21 protein-coding genes are annotated in these 19,325 nt (G+C 66.8%); 9 read left to right on the forward strand and 12 right to left on the reverse strand.

What is annotated here, in order from left to right; genetic code table 11:
- Window positions 1-634 precede the first annotated feature (634 nt).
- A complete protein-coding gene (locus tag NR112_RS21270; protein WP_256796272.1) occupies window positions 635-1,282 on the forward strand; it encodes a DUF6226 family protein in 648 nt (215 codons plus the stop codon).
- A 712-nt stretch (window positions 1,283-1,994) separates the two neighbouring features.
- On the opposite strand, the gene NR112_RS21275 is transcribed toward NR112_RS21270, so the two are convergent.
- A complete protein-coding gene (locus NR112_RS21275; protein ID WP_256796273.1) occupies window positions 1,995-2,702 on the reverse strand; it encodes a hypothetical protein in 708 nt (235 codons plus the stop codon).
- A 390-nt stretch (window positions 2,703-3,092) separates the two neighbouring features.
- Here NR112_RS21275 and NR112_RS21280 point away from each other — a divergent pair, with 390 nt between their 5' ends.
- The gene (locus NR112_RS21280; RefSeq protein WP_256796274.1) at window positions 3,093-3,674 is read left to right on the forward strand and encodes a helix-turn-helix domain-containing protein; all 582 of its coding nucleotides are present in this window, start codon (window positions 3,093-3,095) and stop codon (window positions 3,672-3,674) included.
- Window positions 3,675-3,837: 163 nt separating this feature from the next.
- Here the strand turns inward: NR112_RS21280 and NR112_RS21285 are convergent, their stop codons facing one another.
- From NR112_RS21285 to NR112_RS21295, 3 genes are all read right to left on the reverse strand, one after another.
- Window positions 3,838-4,074: a hypothetical protein gene (locus tag NR112_RS21285; RefSeq protein ID WP_256796275.1), complete on the reverse strand. Its 237-nt coding sequence runs from the start codon at window positions 4,072-4,074 to the stop codon at window positions 3,838-3,840.
- Between the two features lie 224 nt (window positions 4,075-4,298).
- The gene (locus NR112_RS21290) at window positions 4,299-4,580 is read right to left on the reverse strand and encodes a hypothetical protein (protein ID WP_256796276.1); all 282 of its coding nucleotides are present in this window, start codon (window positions 4,578-4,580) and stop codon (window positions 4,299-4,301) included.
- 53 nt (window positions 4,581-4,633) lie between these two features.
- On the reverse strand, window positions 4,634-5,554 hold the full coding sequence (locus tag NR112_RS21295; RefSeq protein ID WP_256796277.1) for a tyrosine-type recombinase/integrase: 921 nt from the start codon (window positions 5,552-5,554) through the stop codon (window positions 4,634-4,636).
- A gap of 119 nt (window positions 5,555-5,673) precedes the next feature.
- Between NR112_RS21295 and NR112_RS21300 the strand changes: the two genes are divergently transcribed.
- Complete coding sequence (locus tag NR112_RS21300) at window positions 5,674-5,910, forward strand: hypothetical protein (protein ID WP_256796278.1); 237 nt, start codon at window positions 5,674-5,676, stop codon at window positions 5,908-5,910.
- Between the two features lie 10 nt (window positions 5,911-5,920).
- Complete coding sequence (locus NR112_RS21305; protein ID WP_256796279.1) at window positions 5,921-6,166, forward strand: hypothetical protein; 246 nt, start codon at window positions 5,921-5,923, stop codon at window positions 6,164-6,166.
- Between the two features lie 26 nt (window positions 6,167-6,192).
- Here NR112_RS21305 and NR112_RS21310 read toward each other — a convergent pair whose 3' ends face one another.
- The gene (locus tag NR112_RS21310) at window positions 6,193-6,687 is read right to left on the reverse strand and encodes a DUF6882 domain-containing protein (protein ID WP_256796280.1); all 495 of its coding nucleotides are present in this window, start codon (window positions 6,685-6,687) and stop codon (window positions 6,193-6,195) included.
- Window positions 6,688-6,816: 129 nt separating this feature from the next.
- On the opposite strand from NR112_RS21310, the gene NR112_RS21315 reads away from it, so the two are divergent.
- Both NR112_RS21315 and NR112_RS21320 read left to right on the forward strand, forming a co-directional pair.
- Window positions 6,817-6,966 carry a PGPGW domain-containing protein gene (locus NR112_RS21315; RefSeq protein WP_256796281.1) on the forward strand — a complete coding sequence of 50 codons (150 nt, stop codon included), beginning with the start codon at window positions 6,817-6,819 and terminating at the stop codon, window positions 6,964-6,966.
- An 85-nt stretch (window positions 6,967-7,051) separates the two neighbouring features.
- Window positions 7,052-7,498, forward strand: coding sequence for a hypothetical protein (locus NR112_RS21320; protein WP_256796282.1), 447 nt, complete (start codon window positions 7,052-7,054; stop codon window positions 7,496-7,498).
- A gap of 95 nt (window positions 7,499-7,593) precedes the next feature.
- Here the strand turns inward: NR112_RS21320 and NR112_RS21325 are convergent, their stop codons facing one another.
- Window positions 7,594-8,676, reverse strand: a complete 1,083-nt coding sequence (locus tag NR112_RS21325) for a FlgD immunoglobulin-like domain containing protein (RefSeq protein WP_256796283.1) — start codon at window positions 8,674-8,676, stop codon at window positions 7,594-7,596.
- Window positions 8,677-8,816: 140 nt separating this feature from the next.
- Between NR112_RS21325 and NR112_RS21330 the strand changes: the two genes are divergently transcribed.
- Window positions 8,817-9,134, forward strand: a complete 318-nt coding sequence (locus NR112_RS21330; RefSeq protein ID WP_256796284.1) for a hypothetical protein — start codon at window positions 8,817-8,819, stop codon at window positions 9,132-9,134.
- 29 nt (window positions 9,135-9,163) lie between these two features.
- On the opposite strand, the gene NR112_RS21335 is transcribed toward NR112_RS21330, so the two are convergent.
- The 6 genes from NR112_RS21335 to NR112_RS21360 all read right to left on the reverse strand — a co-directional run bounded on the left by NR112_RS21335 (window position 9,164) and on the right by NR112_RS21360 (window position 16,964).
- Complete coding sequence (locus NR112_RS21335; protein ID WP_256796285.1) at window positions 9,164-10,117, reverse strand: alpha/beta hydrolase; 954 nt, start codon at window positions 10,115-10,117, stop codon at window positions 9,164-9,166.
- Window positions 10,118-10,190: 73 nt separating this feature from the next.
- Window positions 10,191-11,345: a serine hydrolase gene (locus NR112_RS21340; protein WP_256796286.1), complete on the reverse strand. Its 1,155-nt coding sequence runs from the start codon at window positions 11,343-11,345 to the stop codon at window positions 10,191-10,193.
- Between the two features lie 64 nt (window positions 11,346-11,409).
- Window positions 11,410-12,576 (reverse strand): ABC transporter ATP-binding protein, encoded by a 1,167-nt coding sequence (locus NR112_RS21345; RefSeq protein ID WP_256796287.1) that lies wholly within the window; start codon window positions 12,574-12,576, stop codon window positions 11,410-11,412.
- Window positions 12,573-14,606, reverse strand: coding sequence for a dipeptide/oligopeptide/nickel ABC transporter permease/ATP-binding protein (locus tag NR112_RS21350; protein ID WP_256796288.1), 2,034 nt, complete (start codon window positions 14,604-14,606; stop codon window positions 12,573-12,575). The genes NR112_RS21345 and NR112_RS21350 overlap by 4 nt, the downstream gene beginning before the upstream one ends.
- Window positions 14,603-15,541 (reverse strand): ABC transporter permease, encoded by a 939-nt coding sequence (locus NR112_RS21355; RefSeq protein WP_256796289.1) that lies wholly within the window; start codon window positions 15,539-15,541, stop codon window positions 14,603-14,605. Before NR112_RS21355 ends, NR112_RS21350 begins: the two co-directional genes overlap by 4 nt.
- Window positions 15,542-15,566: 25 nt before the next feature.
- The gene (locus NR112_RS21360; protein ID WP_256796290.1) at window positions 15,567-16,964 is read right to left on the reverse strand and encodes an ABC transporter substrate-binding protein; all 1,398 of its coding nucleotides are present in this window, start codon (window positions 16,962-16,964) and stop codon (window positions 15,567-15,569) included.
- Between the two features lie 373 nt (window positions 16,965-17,337).
- Between NR112_RS21360 and NR112_RS21365 the strand changes: the two genes are divergently transcribed.
- Both NR112_RS21365 and NR112_RS21370 read left to right on the forward strand, forming a co-directional pair.
- Window positions 17,338-18,558, forward strand: coding sequence for a LacI family DNA-binding transcriptional regulator (locus NR112_RS21365; RefSeq protein WP_256796291.1), 1,221 nt, complete (start codon window positions 17,338-17,340; stop codon window positions 18,556-18,558).
- A 129-nt stretch (window positions 18,559-18,687) separates the two neighbouring features.
- Window positions 18,688-19,005 carry a hypothetical protein gene (locus NR112_RS21370; RefSeq protein ID WP_256796292.1) on the forward strand — a complete coding sequence of 106 codons (318 nt, stop codon included), beginning with the start codon at window positions 18,688-18,690 and terminating at the stop codon, window positions 19,003-19,005.
- Window positions 19,006-19,325: the final 320 nt, after the last annotated feature.

Genomic DNA, 19,325 nt, shown 5'->3' on the forward strand with positions numbered 1-19,325 from the left:
GTCTGCGGTGCATCCGCCGCCTTGCGGGTGGTACTCGACGGTTGTGACCTCGATGCGGCCGTCCTGCGCCTCGACCACATCGGGCAGGTTCGGGCAACCGGAACTGCCCCACGTAGTGACCCTTAGTCGACCTGGTTGCGAATCCCACCCCGCGGCGACCTGTGCCGGTCCCTTTGCGGTCGGTGACATGGCCACGCCGACGCGTGCGAGGTCGTCCGGCACTCCGGGAGCCCAGCTGAGGACAGCGGACGGCACATCAGTGAACCCACCGCTGGTACCCGAACATCCAGCCAGGGCCGCCGCAACGCATAAGGTGGCGGCCCCCTTCGCAGTGTTTGTCGCCAACCCATCCACCCCGTTCCGACGCGTCACGGATAGACATTCGAGGGGCTTGGCGGCTTCGCCCGCAGATGTGATTGCTCCACCCCGTACGCGGAACGTACATCGGTTGGGCCCACAGTTCACGACTTCAGCTTCTCGGCACGTCGCTCGAAGAGCGGCATAGAAAGACGTTGACCGGATGTTCGCGCCTCGTCGGAGTGGCCACCCCACGACAAAGCCGTTGCGCGCTCCCTGGCGGCCCGCGGATGATGCCGAAGTGATGGACCCGAGTACCGCCGGACTTCCGTCGTGGATGAACGCGCTCGTCCGTGACGTCGACCAGGCGTTCAGGGTGACCGGTGCTGCCACCCCGGGCTGGGATGATCCACATCCGGATCGGAGCCCGATGGAGGAGGAGTACTCCAGATGTCTGGATCCTGGCAAGTACCAGATCCTGGATGCTCGCGTGGACGCATGGTGTCAGGTGCTGACCCGGCATGGGGTCGCGCAAGTGACCGATGCCAGGGAGGGTCCGTGGATGGGCGGCGTCCGCGACCCGGAGTTCTGGTGGCGGGGCCGGCAGGTAGACCCGGCTGCCCTTGACGGCCTCAGGTTGCACTTGGCTTCGACGCTGGTGGACGGGCGGCCCTTCGGCGTCGATGTCGGCGTGGACGCTGCTGGACAGGCGACGGTGCACCTGGACACCGTGCCGGACTGCGGATGCGATGCCTGCGACAGCGGCTCAGCCGATCTGCTCGACGTCCTTGATCGGTGGGTTCTGACCGCCGCGGCGGGCGGTGTCGTGCATGCCCGCTCCGACGCCGCCTCGATCAGCCGGACAGTCGAGGGGTGGCAGGCGGATGGCAGGGGCTGGTCGGAGTCGTGGCTGGACGCTTCGTCGTCGCCCCCTCGAGGTGTTCTGCGATGGACCGGCACTCCATGGCTCATGAGTGAAACTTGACCGCAGTAGGCGCCGCGTGGGTCCCATCTGTCGGCGCCGCACGGCAAGTCGGAGTGGCCCTGATCGCGGCATGACCGGACGCGCCGGAAGCCTTCCCAACGCGCTCAACAGCCCGCTGATTCTGCGACGATAACGCCGTGCCGTGGCGTCCTTCGTTCGACGACTCTCGTGATCCGCAGCTGGACCCCTTTCGTGAGCGGGCTGGCCGTCTTACCGACGATGATCGGCGGCGAGGATGGGTCTATGTCCGGCCGTGGGTTGTCGCTACGAGGATGGGTGGTCACCTTTGGTGGCGCCGCTGGGGGCCACAGGAAGAGGTGTCCGCGGGATTCGTTCTGATGGACGACGATGACATGCTCGACGACTGGGTTGATCAGCCTGAGCACGTCGCAAGGGAGGTGCTGGACTGGTCCGCCGGCCGTTTCTTGTGGAGAGGGATCGAGTACTCGGTCGCTTGGGCCGCCGCTGAGGAGTCACGCCGAGTGCGCGACGAGGTGCTTCACCTTGGTGAGCCCGATCAGTAGAGGCGCTGATGCGCACTCGGCGGCATTTCCGGACGTCTGATCTGCCGTCGCCTGGTGGCAAAGCCGTCCCAACCACAGCGGCACAGTCGGACAAACATGACCATCTCAGCGCGGCATCTGCGGAGAGCAGGGCTCGCCCCGCACACGCATTTCCTTGATCTCGAAGGCCGCGGAGTGTCGCTGGCGCTTCAGTCTGCAGCCGTCTTGGGGCTCGGGGAGGCATGATCACCATCGGTTGCGAAGAGAGCGTGAAGGCGTGACTCCGGGTTCGGTGTCAAGTCGTGTTCGGTGGCGAAGTCCCTCAGCATCGTCCTCCAGGCGGCGAACGAGCGTGCGCTCTCGTCATCAACCGCGTGAGCGTCAAGGACGGTGAAGGCCACAACGGAGGCGGCAACGCTCAGCGCGTTCCTTCCGTTCTCCAACCCGTAGATGATGAGCGATTGATCGACCGCCATTTTGAGCACTGGGTGGAGTTGAGGCTCGCGAAACTCCACCTTCGGGTGCACCGCGCTGTTGCGGTACTTGAAGATCGTGGCTACCGATTCCGGGGCAAGGTCCGCGCGAGAAACATCCCCGGCCGCTAGTGCTGTGTCGATGACCTTGGTGGCGGCCGAGGCGCGCTGGGATCGCCAACGTGCCTTCGTGTCTGCATCTACGATTCCAAGATCATCCAACGCGTTGCGAAAGGCCTCCATGGCGAAGGCGGCCGCGCTGAGCGCCTGCACGCTGGACTGGAACTCGTCATGCATAGAGTCGCTCAGGGCTTTGCGGTCACCCGAACGGCGGGAAGCCAAGGACTTCTCGCGGGCGTTGGTCGCCGCCTTCACGTGGCGCTGGCAGATCTCGAGCCAGTGGATCCACATCGGTATGTGTGTCTCAACGCGCTTGACTTCCATGGAAGGGGCACCGTCAGTGCCGATGCTTATGACAAGGGCGCCCGCCGGAATACGCAGACTCGACCATCTCGCCACTGAGATCCCGGGAAGCGGCACCAAGTCGTCCGAGTCCCGCTCGCCATCGCAGAGCTGAGCCCGAGAGCCGTCATTTTCCGTCAATGCGTCTCCTGCGGACATCGCGGGTGGTCGGGCAGAGCCAAGGACTGGCTCCAATACGCGGTACCGGCCAAGTATGCCCAGCGGGACCGCGGCGTGGTCGGACCAACGACCTCCGCGCGGCAGATGCGCGTGTTTACGCCACGCTGGCGACCCCCTGCGTGAGAGGCATTCTCACGGGGTGTCTCACACCCTTAGAGCATTTGGGCAGCCAAATGCGGCACGATCACGAACATGCTCGATGACACGTGGTTTAGCCGCGATATGCCCGTCCTTGAAGCCGCTGTCGCCCTCCTTGAGGAATCGCGACCGCCAGTGAGTGACTCGGAAATCGCCGCGCGCACCGGGATTGACCGGCAGCATGTGATGAAGGCCCTCGAGGCGCTGGAGGAGGACTTCCTCGACGTCGGCTGGGACGACCGTGCTGACCTCCGCGTCTCAGGGGTCGTCGCGGCGTGCACCTCGGCCGCTCGGCGAGCCACCGGCCAGTGGCCCAGCGCTGAGTCGCTGGCCGAGCGCGCCATCGCGGTCGTCGACGAGCGCATCGAGAATCTACCGACGACGCCGAGCGCAGCCGCTGGGTCAAGCTCCGCGACGGTCTCGCCGGCGCCGGCCGTGACCTCGTCGTGGACGTCATGGGCGCGGTCGTCAGCCGGCAAATCACCGGCGCCTGAGCGCGGGGCCGCTCCCGTGAAGTCCCGGGAAGGTTATGCGAAGTGGAGACCGCCCTTCGCGGGCACGCCGCACTCTTGTGTGGAGGTCGCCACGCAAGCTCAGGGCACGGCAACAGCCGTCAGGGCGCTAGGAGACTCTTAATTGGGCGGAGGACCCATCCGCAGCGTGTCCGTGCGTCCTTGCAGGCGTCCCGCGGGCATCCCCGTATCGGAAGGTCGTCGCAGACGGGATGGGTTGAAGGCGAAGGCCTGCACGCGCTGAGTTGAGGTCGGGCCAGATGTGGACCGTCCGCGCGCGGCCGCGCTCATGCGTCACCACCGGAGCGATCCCAGTCGAGCGTGAGGTCCAGCGGCTTGTAGCGCTCGTCGGCCTTGCCCATCAGGAAGCGCACGGCCGCCGAGACGTTCGGCTGGTCCGGGCGCAGCCCCGGACCACCCATCAGGCCCCGCTCCCGGGCGACGGCCTGCAGGAACTCCTCGGCCTCGAACGTCACGCGCAGGTTGAGCTGCTTGCTGCGCGGCTTCTTCGCGGTCATGGTCATCAGCCCCTCTTTCTCGCCGGACGCAGGCGGAGCACGGTCTCGAATGGATGCCCCAAAAGGCCAAGGGGCAGCACTTGCGACCCATTCATAGCGCTTCGTCATGGTTCTGTGCGCCTGACGCCAGCGTGGCCAGTGCCTGCATCCTCCGGGCGGCACGTCCTGAACGTCTGCCGGGCGGCATTTCCGGACGTCGCGACGCCGTGGCGGAAGCCCGTGCTGAATGGTCAGGGGTGCTTGAGGGCGCCGTGCTGCCACCAGTCGATAGGGCTGGATTGGTGCACGAGGCTGGCGGCGAACTCGACGTCGTCGAGGTTGCAGAACTTCCATAGCTCCTTGGCTGCACTGGAGTACTGGAAGAGGGCCCGGTCGACGCCGAACGCATCGAGCTGACCGGCGTGGAAGTCCTCGAGCGCGTCGCTGACGTGTGTGAGCAGCTGACCCAGTTGCTCCTGGTGGTAGGCGGCGATGGTCTGGCGCGCTGCCTGACGTTCTGACTTCGCCGTCATTTCTTCAGGCTAGTGCGCCGAGAATCCGATGTTGCCCGGAGCCGGGCGCTGGCTCACGTCCCTGAGGCCATGTAGGCGGCGAGGATGTAGTTGGGGTGACGATCGAGGTTCTTCCGGGCCCGGTCGTAACGCATGGTGGTGCGCGGGTCGGCGTGCCGGGCGGCGATCTGGACGTCGCGGAGGTCAACGCCGGCGTCGAGCATGGTCGTGACGAACGTGTGGCGCAGCATGTGCGGGTGCATCCGTGCGGCGTGCACACCGCCGATCGTGGCGAGGTGGTGCAGGCGTCGAGTGGCACAGTGCCGGTCCATCCGGGTGCCGCGGCCGGTCCGCAGGATCGGGCCCGAGGCGCGTCCATCGACAGCGCGATCGATGGCGCGGGCCACTGCCGGCGGCAGCGGCGTCAGGACGACCTTGCCGCCTTTGCCGGTGACGCGCAGGACCCGGTGGCCGTGTTCCTCGCCAAGGTCCTCGACGTCGGCTCCACAGGCTTCGAAGATCCGCAGCCCGAGAAGCCCGAGCATCGCGACCAGGGCGAAGTCGTTGCAGTTCGCTGACGCACGGGCGGTCGCGAGCATCGCTTCGAACTGCAGATGGGTCAGCCCGAGCGTGGGTGACTCGGCGGGCACGTTCGGACGCCGGACGTGCTCGGCCGGAGAGTGCGCCAAGACCTCGTCGATGACACAGGTGCGGTAGAACCCGGCGACGACGGCGATGCGCCGACTCACGGTTGAGGGCTTATAGCGGCGGGCTTCCTGCATCCAGCGGATGTAGAGCTCGAGGTGGGGTCGTTGCGCAGTGAGCGGGTCCAGGCTGTGGCTGCCGCACCACGTCAGGTACGCGCGAAGATCCGATTCGGTATGAACACGCGACTGGCCCTTGAACCGGGCCAGGTACGCAGCGGTTGCGCGCCTGAGCGAGTCGGACTCGGGTGGCAGCGGGATCGGGACTAGAACGTTCTCGTAGGTGCTCATCCACGAGCGTGGCCCGAGCCTGCCCTTCCACGCAACGTCCGGAACTGTGCCCATCGTGGGGTGTCCGTGCGTCAAGCCATGCTTGACATGTCGTGGCGCGTCAACCTATCCTTGACGCTGTGGAGGTGACGGAGTCGGCCCTGAAGCACGGGATCGACGAAGCCGCCATCGGACATGCATGGACCAACGCCATCCGGCTAGTCGAGTACGAGTACGGCGGCGAGGACCGTCTTCTAGTGATCGGCCTGGACCAACACGGTCGGATGCTCGAGCTTGTCGCCGTTCCAGCCGGAGAACCCACCCGGATCATCCACGCCGACCGGCTACGACCCAAGTTCTTCGACTATCTGAGATGAGGTGAATGACATGGCAACCCTGAAGACCAACCACGACCGCACCGGTTTGGATCAGCTCGACCCGTCGACTCACCCGGCCCGCGATGCCGCGTCTTTCCGCCGCATCATCGCCGCCAGGATTCAGTTGGCGGACGCCGAGCAGGAGTTGCGGGAGGCGGTTCGTGCGGCCCGTGCAGCGGGCGACTCATGGACCGTGATCGGTGCTGCGCTAAACATCTCGCGTCAAGCTGCCCAGCAACGGTTTGGTCAGGACTGACGGCGGCAAAGTCGGACGAGCCAAGATCAAGGCAGAATCGGCGATCCGAAACTGAGATAGGAGACCTGCGGTCCATCGGGGGCTTTGTAGATCGCATCGAAGCGGCTCCGGCGAACAGCGAGCAGTGCGAGACAATCGGCATCCTCGCGAGAGACCTCCACGATTCGCTCCGTCAGCAGCGGAGAGTTGCGAAGCTCGCCCACTTCACGCAGGGCTAGAGAGTCGATCTTGAGTCGCGGTTCGATGCTGTCGATGGCCCACGCCCACATCCACGTGCCTGAGTTCGAGTTGTAGCTGCCCAAGAACTGGAACGGCGTGTCGACGACGCGGTCGGGGAAGGTGAACGTGAGCCGCTCCTTGTCCTGATCGAAGGAGAAGGTGTCGGCATCCTCGATGCCCCAGGCACGGTTGAACTGCAAGGCTCGCTGCGCTTGATCGTTTCCCTCGTTGAGCCAAGCTCGAAGGGGACCTTCGAGCTCCTCCGCAACCCATTTCGCCGTCTTGCTCTTGCGCCACCTCACTCGATGAATCTTGTCAGTCCCTTGCCCCTATGGCCGCGAAGCACGCGGAGAATGGCATGGTGGCCGGTCGCTGTCGCCCGCGGAGCGGCATGTCCGGACTTTCTCACTGGGACGTGAGAAGGTGCCGTCATGCTGCAGGCACTGCTCGTCGCCGGTCTCGTTCTGATCGTCGTCGGCGTAATCATGATCCCCGCCCCGGGGCCAGGTTACGTAGTACTCGCGCTTGGGGTCGCGGTGGCGGCCGCCGGTGGAATCGGCCTGCGACAGCAGCGACGCTGATCCCCGCCCAGCGGCATGACAGGGCGTCGCCGCCGCCGAGCCCTACGCTCGTTGCACGCCGATTCAGAGACGAAAGAGGCCAGCGTTGCAGCAGCCGAATGAGACGACGTCCGTTCCCTTCCGCCGACAGCCGCCCGCGCCTGCACGGCCGGGGCCCTCGGGCGCGGAGGAGATCGTCTACACCAGCTCCCTCCCGGAGAAGGCGCCGAACCCCGACTACGTCTTGCATGGGTTCGCCGTGCAGACCTCCGGATGGATGCCGCAGCTGTGGCGGTTCTACCGGTCGTTCGAGCCCGCCTACATCTACGGCCGGACCGCGCGCATGGGCGAAGGCGTACTCGACTGGGACCTTCACCCGGCCGCCTTCTCCTCCCGACTCGTAGCGGAGCTTGATCGCGAGGTCACGACCCTGCACGTCGATGTCACCAAGTCCCTACGCCACGACGGACTATGGGCAAACGACCGGTCTGTGGTCGAGCGCTTCCTGGCAAACTTCGACCCGGTTGACGGAAGTAGGCCTCTCGATAGCTGACGCGCCACGTCCTGAGCGCGGCAAGACCGGACGTTGACGTTCGTATCTCGGGAGGGTCACCGAGAGGGACGCACTGCGCCCAAGCATGGCCTCGTCTACTGGACGCTGGTCGTGGCGGCCGAGGCCCGGGCGACGGTGGTGTATCCGGCTTTCGACCCGGTCACCTTGACGGTCATCGCCTTGGTCCGGTCGCTGGCGGTCAGCAGATTGCTGGACCCGGTTGCTCCGGTGATGGCCACGCCCGAGCGGTACCACTGGTAGGACAGAGTCACCGGGGCCGGGCCACAGGTGCCGGGGTTGGCCGTCAGCCGGTAGCCCACCTTCGCGGTTCCGGTGATGGTAGGCGTCGGCGTCGCAGTCAGAGTGCCGGTCGCGACAGCGGTCGTGGCGGCCGAGGTCCGGGCGACGGTGGTGTATCCGGCTTTCGACCCGGTCACCTTGACAGTCATCGCCTTGGTCCGGTCGCTGGCGGTCAGCAGATAGCTGGACCCGGTTGCTCCGGTGATGGCCACGCCCGAGCGGTACCACTGGTAGGACAGAGTCACCGGGGCCGGGCCCCAGGTGCCGGGGTTGGCCATCAGCCGGTAGCCCACCTTCGCGGTTCCGGTGATGGTAGGCGTCGGCGTCGCAGTCAGGGAAAGTGGATCTACCCCTTTGACCGAGATTTTGCCCGATGACAGGGCTGAGGTGCCGTCTGTGTCTACGGCGGCGCCGTCCGCGTCACCGGCGGTCAGAGTCCAGGTGTAGCTGGCGCTTGGAACGGTCCTTCCGGTGGAGTCTTTTCCGTCCCAGGCTATGACGGCTTCTCCCAACTTTGTGTACCGGTCGTCGCACGGGAGGGTCCGGACGATGGACCCGGTACCGTTCCGAATGTCCGCGGAGCACACCGTGAGTGGTTCCGTGAATACCCACTCGCCCTGCCAGGGCTTGCTCGCTCCGACATTGGCATCGAAGGAAGCCGACGCGAATGGATTTCCTTCATGTCGGGGCTTCAAGTGCTGGTCCGGGAGGGGCGACACCTTGAGCAAACCACTGTTGGTGTCCTCCCACGCGAGGCCGCTCGGGCCCAGGCTGCCCCCGCAGGCGGGGACGGCGAGAATCGTCGCTTGGGTGCGGATGTCCAGCACCTTCGTCTCCGGGCCAGAGAGCCCGTCGGCTGGCCAGTCGCAGAACGCCATGTCATTCCCGTAAAGCGAAACGCCTCCCGAGCTTTACTGCAGTGAATCCCATCGTGGGATGCACGCTAGCTGTCGTCTTGGCATACGACCTCGACGTGCCACTTCTCGAGTAGCTCACGGCGGCAATAGAGGATGTTCTCGTGACCCAACTTCTGATGTGGTGGGTCGGCTTTGCCGCGTCGATGGTCCTGTGGTTGTCGCCCTACGGACAAATCCGGTACCTGCGTTTCCCACCCGAGTGCGGTGGGGAGCTCGTCGACAATCAGCTGCTCGGCCAGATCGAACTGTTATCGGACGTAATCGCCGACGTCGCCAGATTTCCCCGTCGACTCTCCCCGCGGCAGCTCGACCCCCTCCTCGGCGTTTCCTTAGACGCGCGGCGCCAGCTGAGCAAGAGCGAAGAAAACCCGGCCCCCACACCTGGGCCCCAGGCAGGCACTGACTCGGCAGAGGCATGACCGCCTGGGGCGTCTGATCACCGCCTGCACTACTGGGACAAACCGGCGTTCGCGTTGTTCAGTGCGGCGATCATCTCGGTGCGCCAGTCACGGGCGGAAGGCATCACCTTTGTGAGCGCGGACGAGACGTGGATGTGCCCTTCCTGCAGCGAGTACGTCGCCTTGACCCCGGCCGCGTTGAGCCGGTCGGCGTACCGCTGGCCGTCATCGCAGAGCGGGTCGTACTCGGCGGACATGATGTACGCCGGCGGCAGACCGGATAGATCGCTGGCCAAAAGCGGCGAGACGTAGGGGTGGGTGGCGTCCTCGGGGGCTGGCAGGTAGTACGGCAGCAGTTGTTCGATGGTGGTCAGGTCGAGGCCGTATCCGGTGGCGTTCCGGTGCATCGATGGGCTGGCGAGGGTGAGGTCGAGGGCAGGGACCTCGAGCAGCTGTAGAGCCAGCTTGGGGCCGTTTTCGTCTCGCAGTTTGAGGCACAGGGCGGCCGCGAGGTTGGCGCCGGCGGATCCGCCACCGACGCTGACCCGATCGACCTGGATCCCGAGCTCGTCGGCGTGATCGAACATCCACATCAGCGCCGCCTGGCAGTCGTTGAGCCCGGTGGGAAACTGGTGTTCCGGGGCTTTGCGGTACTCGACGGCCACCACGACGCAGTCCGCGCCGGCGCAGCGTTCCTGGCAGGTGATGTCGATGTACGGGGTGTGGATGGTGCCCGCGATCCAGCCTCCGCCGTGGATGTAGAGGTGAGCCGGGTGCGGCCCGTCGCCTTCGGGGTGAAAGATCTTGAGGTCGATGGTCCCGCCGTCGACGGGGATGGTCACGGTGCGACGGGACCGCACCGGCGGACCGGGCTCGGTGAACTGCTCGACCATCACAGCGGCGCCTGCGGCGTCCTGGGCGCGGAAGGCGGGGAAGTCATCGATCTGCTCGGGGACGGGCGGGAGGTTGGCGACGAGCGGCTCGAGGAACGGGTCGAGAGGCATGGTGGTGTGTCCTTTACTTTGTGTCGGTAGGCACGCGAACTGTTGGACGCTGCGCTACGGAGTTGAACGCTGGTTACAGGCAGGCGCGCAGGGCACGGCAGAGCGCTTCGGCGCGGTCGTCCGGTACGCCGCCGGGGCGAAGGGTTTGGTACCCGAAGGAGAGCTGCTGCTCCAGGTTGGCGAACCCCAGCTGGCCACCGGCGCCGTCGTGGCCGAAGCTTCCGGCGCCCGTCATGCCCCGGCGGGGGGAGTCGATCATGAAGCCAGTTCCCCACCGGTTCCCCTCGTCCACACCGACGTACGGTGCGCCGACCGAGAGTGGGAGCCGGGCGTCGCGGACGGTGCCGGGCTGCAGCAGCCGCACCCCGTCCACCTCGCCGACGGTTGCGGCGTAGAGCTTGGCCAAGTCATGGGCGGTGGTCACGAGGTTGCCGGCGGGGATCTCCGGCTCGAGCCACTCCGCGCGGTTCACGGCGTTGAACAGGTCCAACCCGTTAAAGGCGCCCAGGCCCATCACCCGGTCGAGCATCGCCGAGTCGACAGCGTCGATCACGGGCGGTGCGCCGGGCGCGGTGGGCAGGGGCTCTCCGATCAGCGCCAGGTCCGGGTCATCCAGGTGGGCTCCGAAGCTCGCATGCAGGCCGAGGGGTTCTGCGATCTTCTCGCGTAGCCACTGGCTGGGCCGCGATCCGCTGGCCCGGCGCAGCACCTCCCCGGCGAGCCATCCCACCGTCATGGCGTGGTAGGCGTATGCGGTGCCGGGTGCCCACAGCGGCGCCTGCTTCTCCAGCGCCTGTGTCACGGGGGTCCAGTCGCGGACCTGCTGCGCGGTGAGCGGCTCCGCGGGGGCGATCAAACCGGCCTGGTGGGCGAGGACCTGCCGGACGGTGATCGTGTCCTTGCCGTTGGCGGCGAACTCCGGCCAGTAGTGCGCGACCGGGTAGTCGAGCTCGAGGTGGCCTGCTTCGGCCGCCATGAGCAGGCAGATCGTGGTGACCCCCTTGCTGACCGAGAACAGCACGCTACGGGTGTCGTGCGTGAACGGGGTGCGGTCGGTGTTACCTCTGCGGTCGGTGGTACCGGCCCAGAGGTCAACCAGCAGTTCCCCGGCGACGTACACCGCGCAGGCGGCGCCGGTGTCGCCGCGCTGGTCGAAGTTGGCGGCGAACGCGTCGGCGACGAGGCCGAAACCTGCGGCGACGTGTCCCTCGTACTCGGTAACGGTCATGACACTCCTGGGAGGATCGGTTTTGGGATGCTCGGTTCGGCGCAGACTGGCCCTTCGACAGGTCTCACCGCGCCGGGTCAACGCGAAGGCCCACGGCTCCAGGGTGAGGCTCTGTCCCGGGATCGGGGGGCGTCACATCAGGGCTGTGCGCCTCGGTCGGGGAAGGACCCGGGAGGGTGGTGTCGGGCAGTTCGCTTCGCCATTCGGGGTAGCGGTGGCACGCCACGGACCGCCCGTCGGGCAGCGGCCGGAGCGCGGGACGTTGCCGACTGCAGATGTCGCGGGCGACGGGACAGCGCGAGACGAAGGGACAGCTGTCGTGGCCCACGTCAGCCTCCGCGGACGTGGCTGCCTGGGCCAGCTTGGCCTCGTGGACGATTTGGCGCTGCTGTTGCCGTGCGCGTTGGATCGTGGGGTCGGCGACGGGCGCGGAAAGCAGCAACTCGTGCGTGTACGGGTGGGCTGGATGCGCGGTGACCAGGCGGGTGGGACCGACCTCCATGACCTGGCCCCGGTAGAGGACGGTGACGTCGTGGCAGACGTGCCGCACGACGGACATGTCGTGCGAGATGAACAGGTAGCTAACCCCGTGCTCGTCCTGCAGGTCGCTGAGCAGGTTCAGGATCTGCGCCTGCACGGACAGGTCCAGGGCGCTCACGGACTCGTCGCAGATGACGAGCCGGGGTGAAGTCATCAGGGCCCGGGCGATCGAGATGCGTTGACGCTGTCCTCCGGAGAACTGGCCGGGCAGCCGGTCGGCCGCATCGGGGCTCAGACCGACATCCTCGAGCATCTGCGCGGTGCGTGTCCGGATCTCAGTCTTGGACCGCACGCCCTGGGCGCGCATCGGTTCGGCCAGGCTCCGCCCGATGGTCCACGAGGGGTTCAGGGAGCTATTCGGGTCCTGGAACACTGCCTGTAAGGTCCGGCCGAGGGACCGGCGTGGTGCTCCAGTCAGGATGGTGATGTCCTTGCCGTCGAGCTGGACGGTGCCGGACTGGACCGGGACCAGCCCGAGGACGGCGTTGGCGAGGGTCGACTTGCCGGAGCCCGACTCGCCGATGAGGCCCATGGTGCGGCCTTGGAGCACGGTGAGGCTGACATCGTCCAGGGCCCAGAACGTGTTCTCGGCGCGGCGGCGGCGGAACCCGACCCGAAGGTTGCCCACCTCCAGGACGGGCATGGTCGTGTCGTCGACGGCAGGGGTGTCGGTGGAGTCCATGGTGCTCATCGCGGCATCGCTCCTTCGCTGACAAGCTCTTCGATGCGGATGCAGCGGGTGTCCGACTGGCCCGATACGGCCAGGAGGGGGATGGGGCCCTGCGTGCATTGATCGCGGGCGAAGGCGCACCGGCTCGCGAACCGGCATCCGGTTGGCCAAGACCCGGGCGGTGGGACCCTGCCCGGCAGGGTCGGCAGGCGTGAGCTTTCGGCGGCCAGGCTCGGCTCAGCGGCGAGCAGCGCTGCCGTATACGGGAACCGGGGATGGGTGAAGAGGGTCTGCACGTCGGCCCGTTCGACGACCTCACCGGCGTACATGACAACCGCCCGGTCCGCGATGCCGGCGATCACACCCCAGTCGTGGGTGATCAGCAGCACGGCCATCTGGGTGCTCTGCTGCAGGTCGCGCAGCAACCGCAGGATCTCGCCCTGCACGGTCACGTCCAAGGCGGTGGTGGGTTCGTCGGCCACCAGCAGCTGCGGCCGGCCGGCCAGTGCGATGGCGATGTTCACGCGTTGGGCCATGCCGCCGGAAATCTCATGCGGGTACATGCGCAGCACCCGCTCCGGATCCGGGATCTTCACCTGCTCGAGCAGCTCGATCGCCCGGGCCCGCCGCTGGGCTTTCGAGGTGTCCTCGTGGACGGCGATGACTTCCATCAGCTGACTGCCGATGGTGTGGCTCGGGTCCAGGCTCCCGAGCGCGTCTTGAGCGACGTACCCCATGCCCGAGCCGCGGACGGGGCGGTAGGCGGCCGACCCACCGGCAACCAGGTCAGTCCCGTGGAAGATCACCTGCCCCGCGGACGCGGACAGCCCCTCCGGCAGCAGACCCAGCACGGCCAAGGCGGTGACGCTCTTGCCACAGCCGGACTCTCCGACGACACCGACGACCTCACCGGGGTGGATGACGAAGGTGGCGTCGTCGACCAGCGTGATCGGCTGCGACCCGGCGGTAGTGACAGCCAGGTGCCGCACCTCGAGCAACGCATCGCTCCCCGCACCGAGACTTCCCTCGTCCGCGGGCGCCCGCGACGACCTCGTGTCCTGCGCCAGCGCCTCCCTGGACTCAGCCTGTGTGCCGGCCCGGGCCGCGGCAGCCCTGCGTGAGCGGCGGCCTGGCCGAGCGGAGTTAGCGGCTTCCCCGGAGGTGAGGTCCCTGATGGTGTCTCCGAGCAGCCCGAGGGCCAGGACGGTCACGGCCAGGATGACCCCCGGGGGGATCAACAGCCACGATGTCTCAGTGATGACCGTCGAGGCCTCGCCGATCATCCCGCCCCAAGTAGGGGCGTCGGAGCTGAGCAGACCCAGGAACGCGAGGGCGGCCTGCACGGCCAGGGTCACCCCGGCGAAGACGGTGGCCTGAGCCAGGATCGGGCCCAGAACGCGGCGCAGGACGTGGGTCGCCATGATGCGGGCGGGGCGGACCCCGGCCACCTTGGCAGCGGTGACGAACAGCTCCTCACGAACCGCGAGCGTGGCCCCGCGAACGACCCGCACGAGACCCGGTGCGGCCAAAACTGCGAGGGTGACCATCGCTGCCGGCGGGCTGGAGGAGAACACACCGAGCACGACCAGCACGAGGATGATCGGGGGAACGGCCAGCATCAGTTCGGTCACTCGCCCCACGATCGCGTCGAACCTGCCGCCGCGGTAGCCGGCGATGATCCCGACCGGGATGCCGAGGACGAGGAAGACGACGAGCGCGATGAGTGAGTTCTGCAGCGAGGGCATGATGCCGTACAGGAGCCGGCTCAGCACGTCCCGCCCAAGGGTGTCGGTGCCGAGAAGGTGGCTGCTCGAGGGCCCCTGAAGGACTTCTGCCAGGCTCTGCTGGTCCGGCGGGAACGGCGCGATGCTCGAGGCGAGCAGGCCCGCGAGGACCAACAGGGCGAGGTACGTCACCGCGGTGAACCCGCGTGGCTGGCGAAGCAGCGAACGCGCCCAGTGGGGTCGTGCCGTGGTCACGTGCGGCGTGTCGGACGTCTCGGACACTACGAGCGTTGCGATTGGCTCGCTGAGGACTGAGTTCTCGGTCATGTCAGACGCACCCTGGGGTTGAAGTAGCCGTACGCCAGGTCCACGGCGAGGTTCACCACGATGACGATGAGGGTGAAGTACACGACGACTCCTTGGATGAGGGGGAAGTCATGGGCAGCGGTGGCCTGCACGGCGGTGCTGCCCAGACCTGGGATGGCGAAGATGAACTCCACTGCGACCGTGCCGCTCAGGGCACCGACGAACACCAGCCCGACGACGGTGAGGATCGGGATCGCGGCGTTGCGCAGTGCGTGACGGAAGAGGATCGAACGGTCGGAGATGCCGGCCGCTCGCAGGGTCCGCACGAAGGGGCGATCCAGTGCCGTGGCGACGGCGTCGCGGGTCTGTTTGGCGATGATCGCGACGGCCGGAACCGCAAGGGTGATAACGGGCAGGACGAGGGAGCTGGCCCACCCGATCGGGTCTTCGAGCGGATCCACGTAGCCGTTCGGGGGGAACAGCTGCAGTTCGACGGCGAACACCACGACGAGGATGAGCCCGAGCCAGAAGTCCGGCACGGCCAACCCGATCACCGACACGGTGTCGACCAGTCGGCCGATGCGCCCACGGCGGGCGCCGCGCACACCGAGGGCGATCCCGACCACAGCGGCCAAGAGCGTGGCACCGATGATCAGCGAGAGGGAGGCACCGATCCTGGAGTTCAGCTCGTCGACCACCGGGGTGCGGCTGATCAGTGAAGTGCCGAGGTCGCCTTGCAGGGCGTTGGTCAGCCAGTGCCAGTACTGCTCCCACAGTGGAAGGTCCAGGCCGAGCTGGTGACGGGCCTGCTGCAGCTGTTCCTCTGTGGCGTTTTGCCCCAGCAACGAGCGGGCAGCATCACCGGGGAGGAGACCGACAGCGATGAAGGATACGGCGGCAGCGGCCAGGACGAGTGGCACGGACCACAGGAGCCGCCGTGCGACGAGTCTGAGCATCAGGTGATCTCCGTCCGGTCCGCGCTCAGCCGGCCGGCCTGATCTCGGTCAGCCATGGCACGCCCGAGTTGGCGGAGGTGGCGTCGAGGCCGGTGATGCCCTTGGTCGTGTAGTAGCTCAGCGGTGCCCCGACCACGGGGACCGACCAGGCCTGCTCGACCAGGCGGGCGTTGATCTGCTTCTGCAGCGCCGCGCCCTGCTCCTCGTCGGCTGCGTAGTACTGGGCGTACAGCTTGTCGAGCTCGGCGTCCTTGTAGTGGAAGGGGTTGAAGGGCCCGGCCGGGTTGATGAACCCGGCGTACAGGCTTGCCATGTTCGCCAGGCCGTAGCCCATGACCGCAGTGGGGAACTTGGTCGACAGCATCCCGATGACATAGTCATTGACGCCCGGCTTCGTCGTGATCTTCAGCGTCACCCCCGCGGCGGACAGCTGCCCGGAAATCGCCTGCATCAGCTTGTCCAAGCCGGCCACCGTCGTGTCGATCGACTCGAGCGTGATCCCGTTCGGATACCCAGCCTCGGCGAGAAGCTGCTTGGCCTTGGCCACGTCGTAGGGGTAGCGCTCGTTCAGCGCCTTGTCGTAGGCGGCTTGCCCAGTGAGCGAGTACTGGCTCAACGCGAGAGCCTCGTCGCCGTAGAGCGCCTTCGCGATGGCCTTACGGTCTACGGCGTAGTTCAGCGCCTGCCGGACCCGGACATCGCCCAGCGGCTTGCTGATGGTGCCATTGCGATCGAGCAGGTTGAGCCCCGACATGGCCTGCGGAGGAGCGATGACGTTAAGGCCGGCGCTCTTGGCCGCGGATAGCGTGGTGGGGTCACCGAGCGCGGCCTGGACCTGACCGGAGCGCATCGACTGGATCATCGACGACGGGTTGGCGATGACCCGCACCGTCACCTTCTTCCAGTGCTGCCGGTCCTTGTTCCAGTAGTTCGGGTTGGGCACGAACGTGTAGTGGTCGCCGCTGACGGTCTGGGCCGGGTCGAGCATGTACGGGCCGGCCCCGTCCGTGCTCTTGTCCAGCGTGCTGGGGTTGGCCACCGCTTTGGGGCTGGCGATGTTGCCGACCCCGAACGCCTGGGCGAAGTTGAACGTCAGGCTCGGGTCGCTGCTCTTGAGGGTGATACGAACGGTCATCGCACCGGTGGCGTCGATGGTGCTGACGTTGGCGAGTAGCGGGGCCAGCGACCCGGTCTTCTGTGCCCGCAGGTAGTCAAGGTAGGTCTTGACGGCCTTCGCGTCCAAAGTTTCCCCATCGCTGAATTTCACCCCGTTTCGAAGCGTCATCTCGTAGACCTTGTTGTTGCTGCCTGCGACGTAGCCGAACTTGACGGCGAGCCCCGGTCCGAAGGTGCCGTCCGGCTGCATCACGACCAGCGGGTCGTAGGCCCACTGGTAGGTCGCGCCGTAGGCCGGGTCGCCCACGGCGGGGTTCAACGAGGGCGGGCCGGCTGGGGCGCCGAACGTGAGCTCACTCCCGGCAGCGGTGCTACTTGTTGGGTTCGTCCCGGCACGGGAGCACGCCGACAGGGCCACCACCGGCAGGACGGCAACGACGACAGCGGCGCGCGTCAAGGTGCGGCGGCGGCTGCGTCGGAAGGCAGGGTTCGAGAACATCTGAAGACTCCGTTGGCTCAGTGCTAACTGCGTTTAGCGACTCCCATGAGGCTAGGGGCGCCAGTCAGAGACTGTCAAGGGCTAACGCGATATAGCCAGCCCGCTAACAGCAAATAGCGTCGGATCCGACGTTCGACTAGGGTGGGCATCGCCGCCACACCGGAGCGAGAGGACGAGCGACGTGACCGGACAGAACCGCCCGAGCGATGCCGCTCCCGATGCGCGCGACCACTTGCACGGGGACCGCATGGGTGATGCCTTGTCAGACGCCGCGACTGATCCCGTGGAAAAGGCGGCCACGCCCGGGACGTCGAAGAAGAGGTCAGCCAGACCCAGCCGTGCGCGGTCCGGCGCGGGAGCCCGTCGGGTCACCTTGGCCCAGGTGGCGGAGGTCGCGGGCGTTTCCCGTTCCGCGGCCTCGTTCGTCCTGACTGGGCGCACCGATCAGCGCATCTCCGACGAGACGCAGGCGCGGGTGCGCTCGGCCGCCGCCGCCCTCGGTTACCGCCCAGACGTGACTTCCCAGATCCTGCGCACCGGGCAGTCTGGCACCATCGCGCTGGTGTCCGAGTTCGTGGCCAGCACCCCCTACGCCAACCGCATCATCGGCGCAGCCCTCGATCAGGCCCGCAAGCACGACACCGTGATGTTCATCGCCGAGACTCTCGGCGAGAAGGACACCGAGGAGCGCCTGCTGCAGAACCTCGTGGACCGCCGGGTCGATGGATTCATCTACGCCTCCATGTTCACCCAGGCCGTGACCATCCCCGACGTGCTCCGCGGGATCCCGTTGGTGCTGCTCAACTGCTGCGCACCCGACGATCGTGTCCCGATGGTCATCCCGGACGAAGTCGAGGCCGGTCGGGCAGCGGCCCAAACGCTGTTGCAACATGGCCACGGCGAAGGCATCCATTACATCGGCGGCCCAACACTGGACTTCCGCGGCGGCCCCGAATGGGGTGGACGCGTGGGCACCGCCGTGCATGACCGGCTCGCCGGGGTAAAACAAGAACTGGCCCACGCCGGACAGGCTCTGGCCGGCATCAGCGAGACCGACAACTGGGAACCGCAAAACGGACGCGAGGCAGTCGCCACGATCCTCGCCCAAGGTCGGGCTCCCACAGCCCTCATCTGCGCCAACGACCGCCTCGCCTTCGGCGCTTACCAGGCCCTCGCCGCCGCAGGACTGCGCATCCCAGAGGATGTGTCGCTCGTGTCGTTCGACCACTCAGACCTTGCCGGCTGGCTCCAGCCATCACTCAGCTCCATCGCCCTACCCCACGAGGAGATGGGCGCTTTAGCCGTCGACCTGCTGATGTCCGAGAAGCCGCGCACAGGCAAACACGCCATCCGCATGACCCTTCACCAGGGCAACTCCATCAGCGCGCCTCACCCATCCTGAGGCACTGACCGCGCAAGGGACGTCCCGATACGACTTCCTCGGCAGGACCGCGCCCAACGCGGCATCACCGAGCGAGCTTCGCTGTCGTCCTCCAGCAGGGCGGGCGCCGGTCGAAGTTACGATCACGCCATGGCAGCGCAGGGGTACTCGGCTGAGGACGACCCGACCTGGGCTCGACTGGGCATAACCCGCCCTTCAACGCTTGCGAACATCACGCTCAACGCAAAGAGAGACCGGAGGGTCGCAGCCACAATCGCGGCCGGCCTCTACGACAACGTGATCGTGTTCTTCGACAGGTTGAGCAGCCGCGACGCGCAGAATCTTCCGCCCTCGACTCTGGACGGGCCGTTGCTCGTCGACGGTTACAGCGACGACCCGGAAGTGCCGAATGCTGTAGACGCCACATACGCCAGGGCCGCCTTGGAGCGACTGCGGGCGAGGCGCTGAGTCCGAGCGAAGCGACGTCCGCTACTCGGCATGTGGATGAAACTCCGACCGCGGACTCTCGACGCAGCGGGCGCTCCGCTGTTTCAGATCGTGGTCTCATTCGCGGTCTCGTTCGCGCTGGTCCGGCGTGCGTCGGGACAGTTCATCCCGGGAGCCCCTGAGCACGCGATCACTCTGGGGAACCACGGCGAACGGTGGGTCCCAGAGCTCGAAAGCGTGTGTGGGGGTAACTCCACCGTGGGTTCAAATCCCACCGCCACCGCCATGTGATGTCTCAGGACATCGGAATGAGCTGGACCTACGGAATGTAGGTCCAGCTC

The organism is Terrabacter sp. Ter38 (genome assembly GCF_024519435.1).
Classification (GTDB): Bacteria; Actinomycetota; Actinomycetes; order Actinomycetales; family Dermatophilaceae; genus Terrabacter.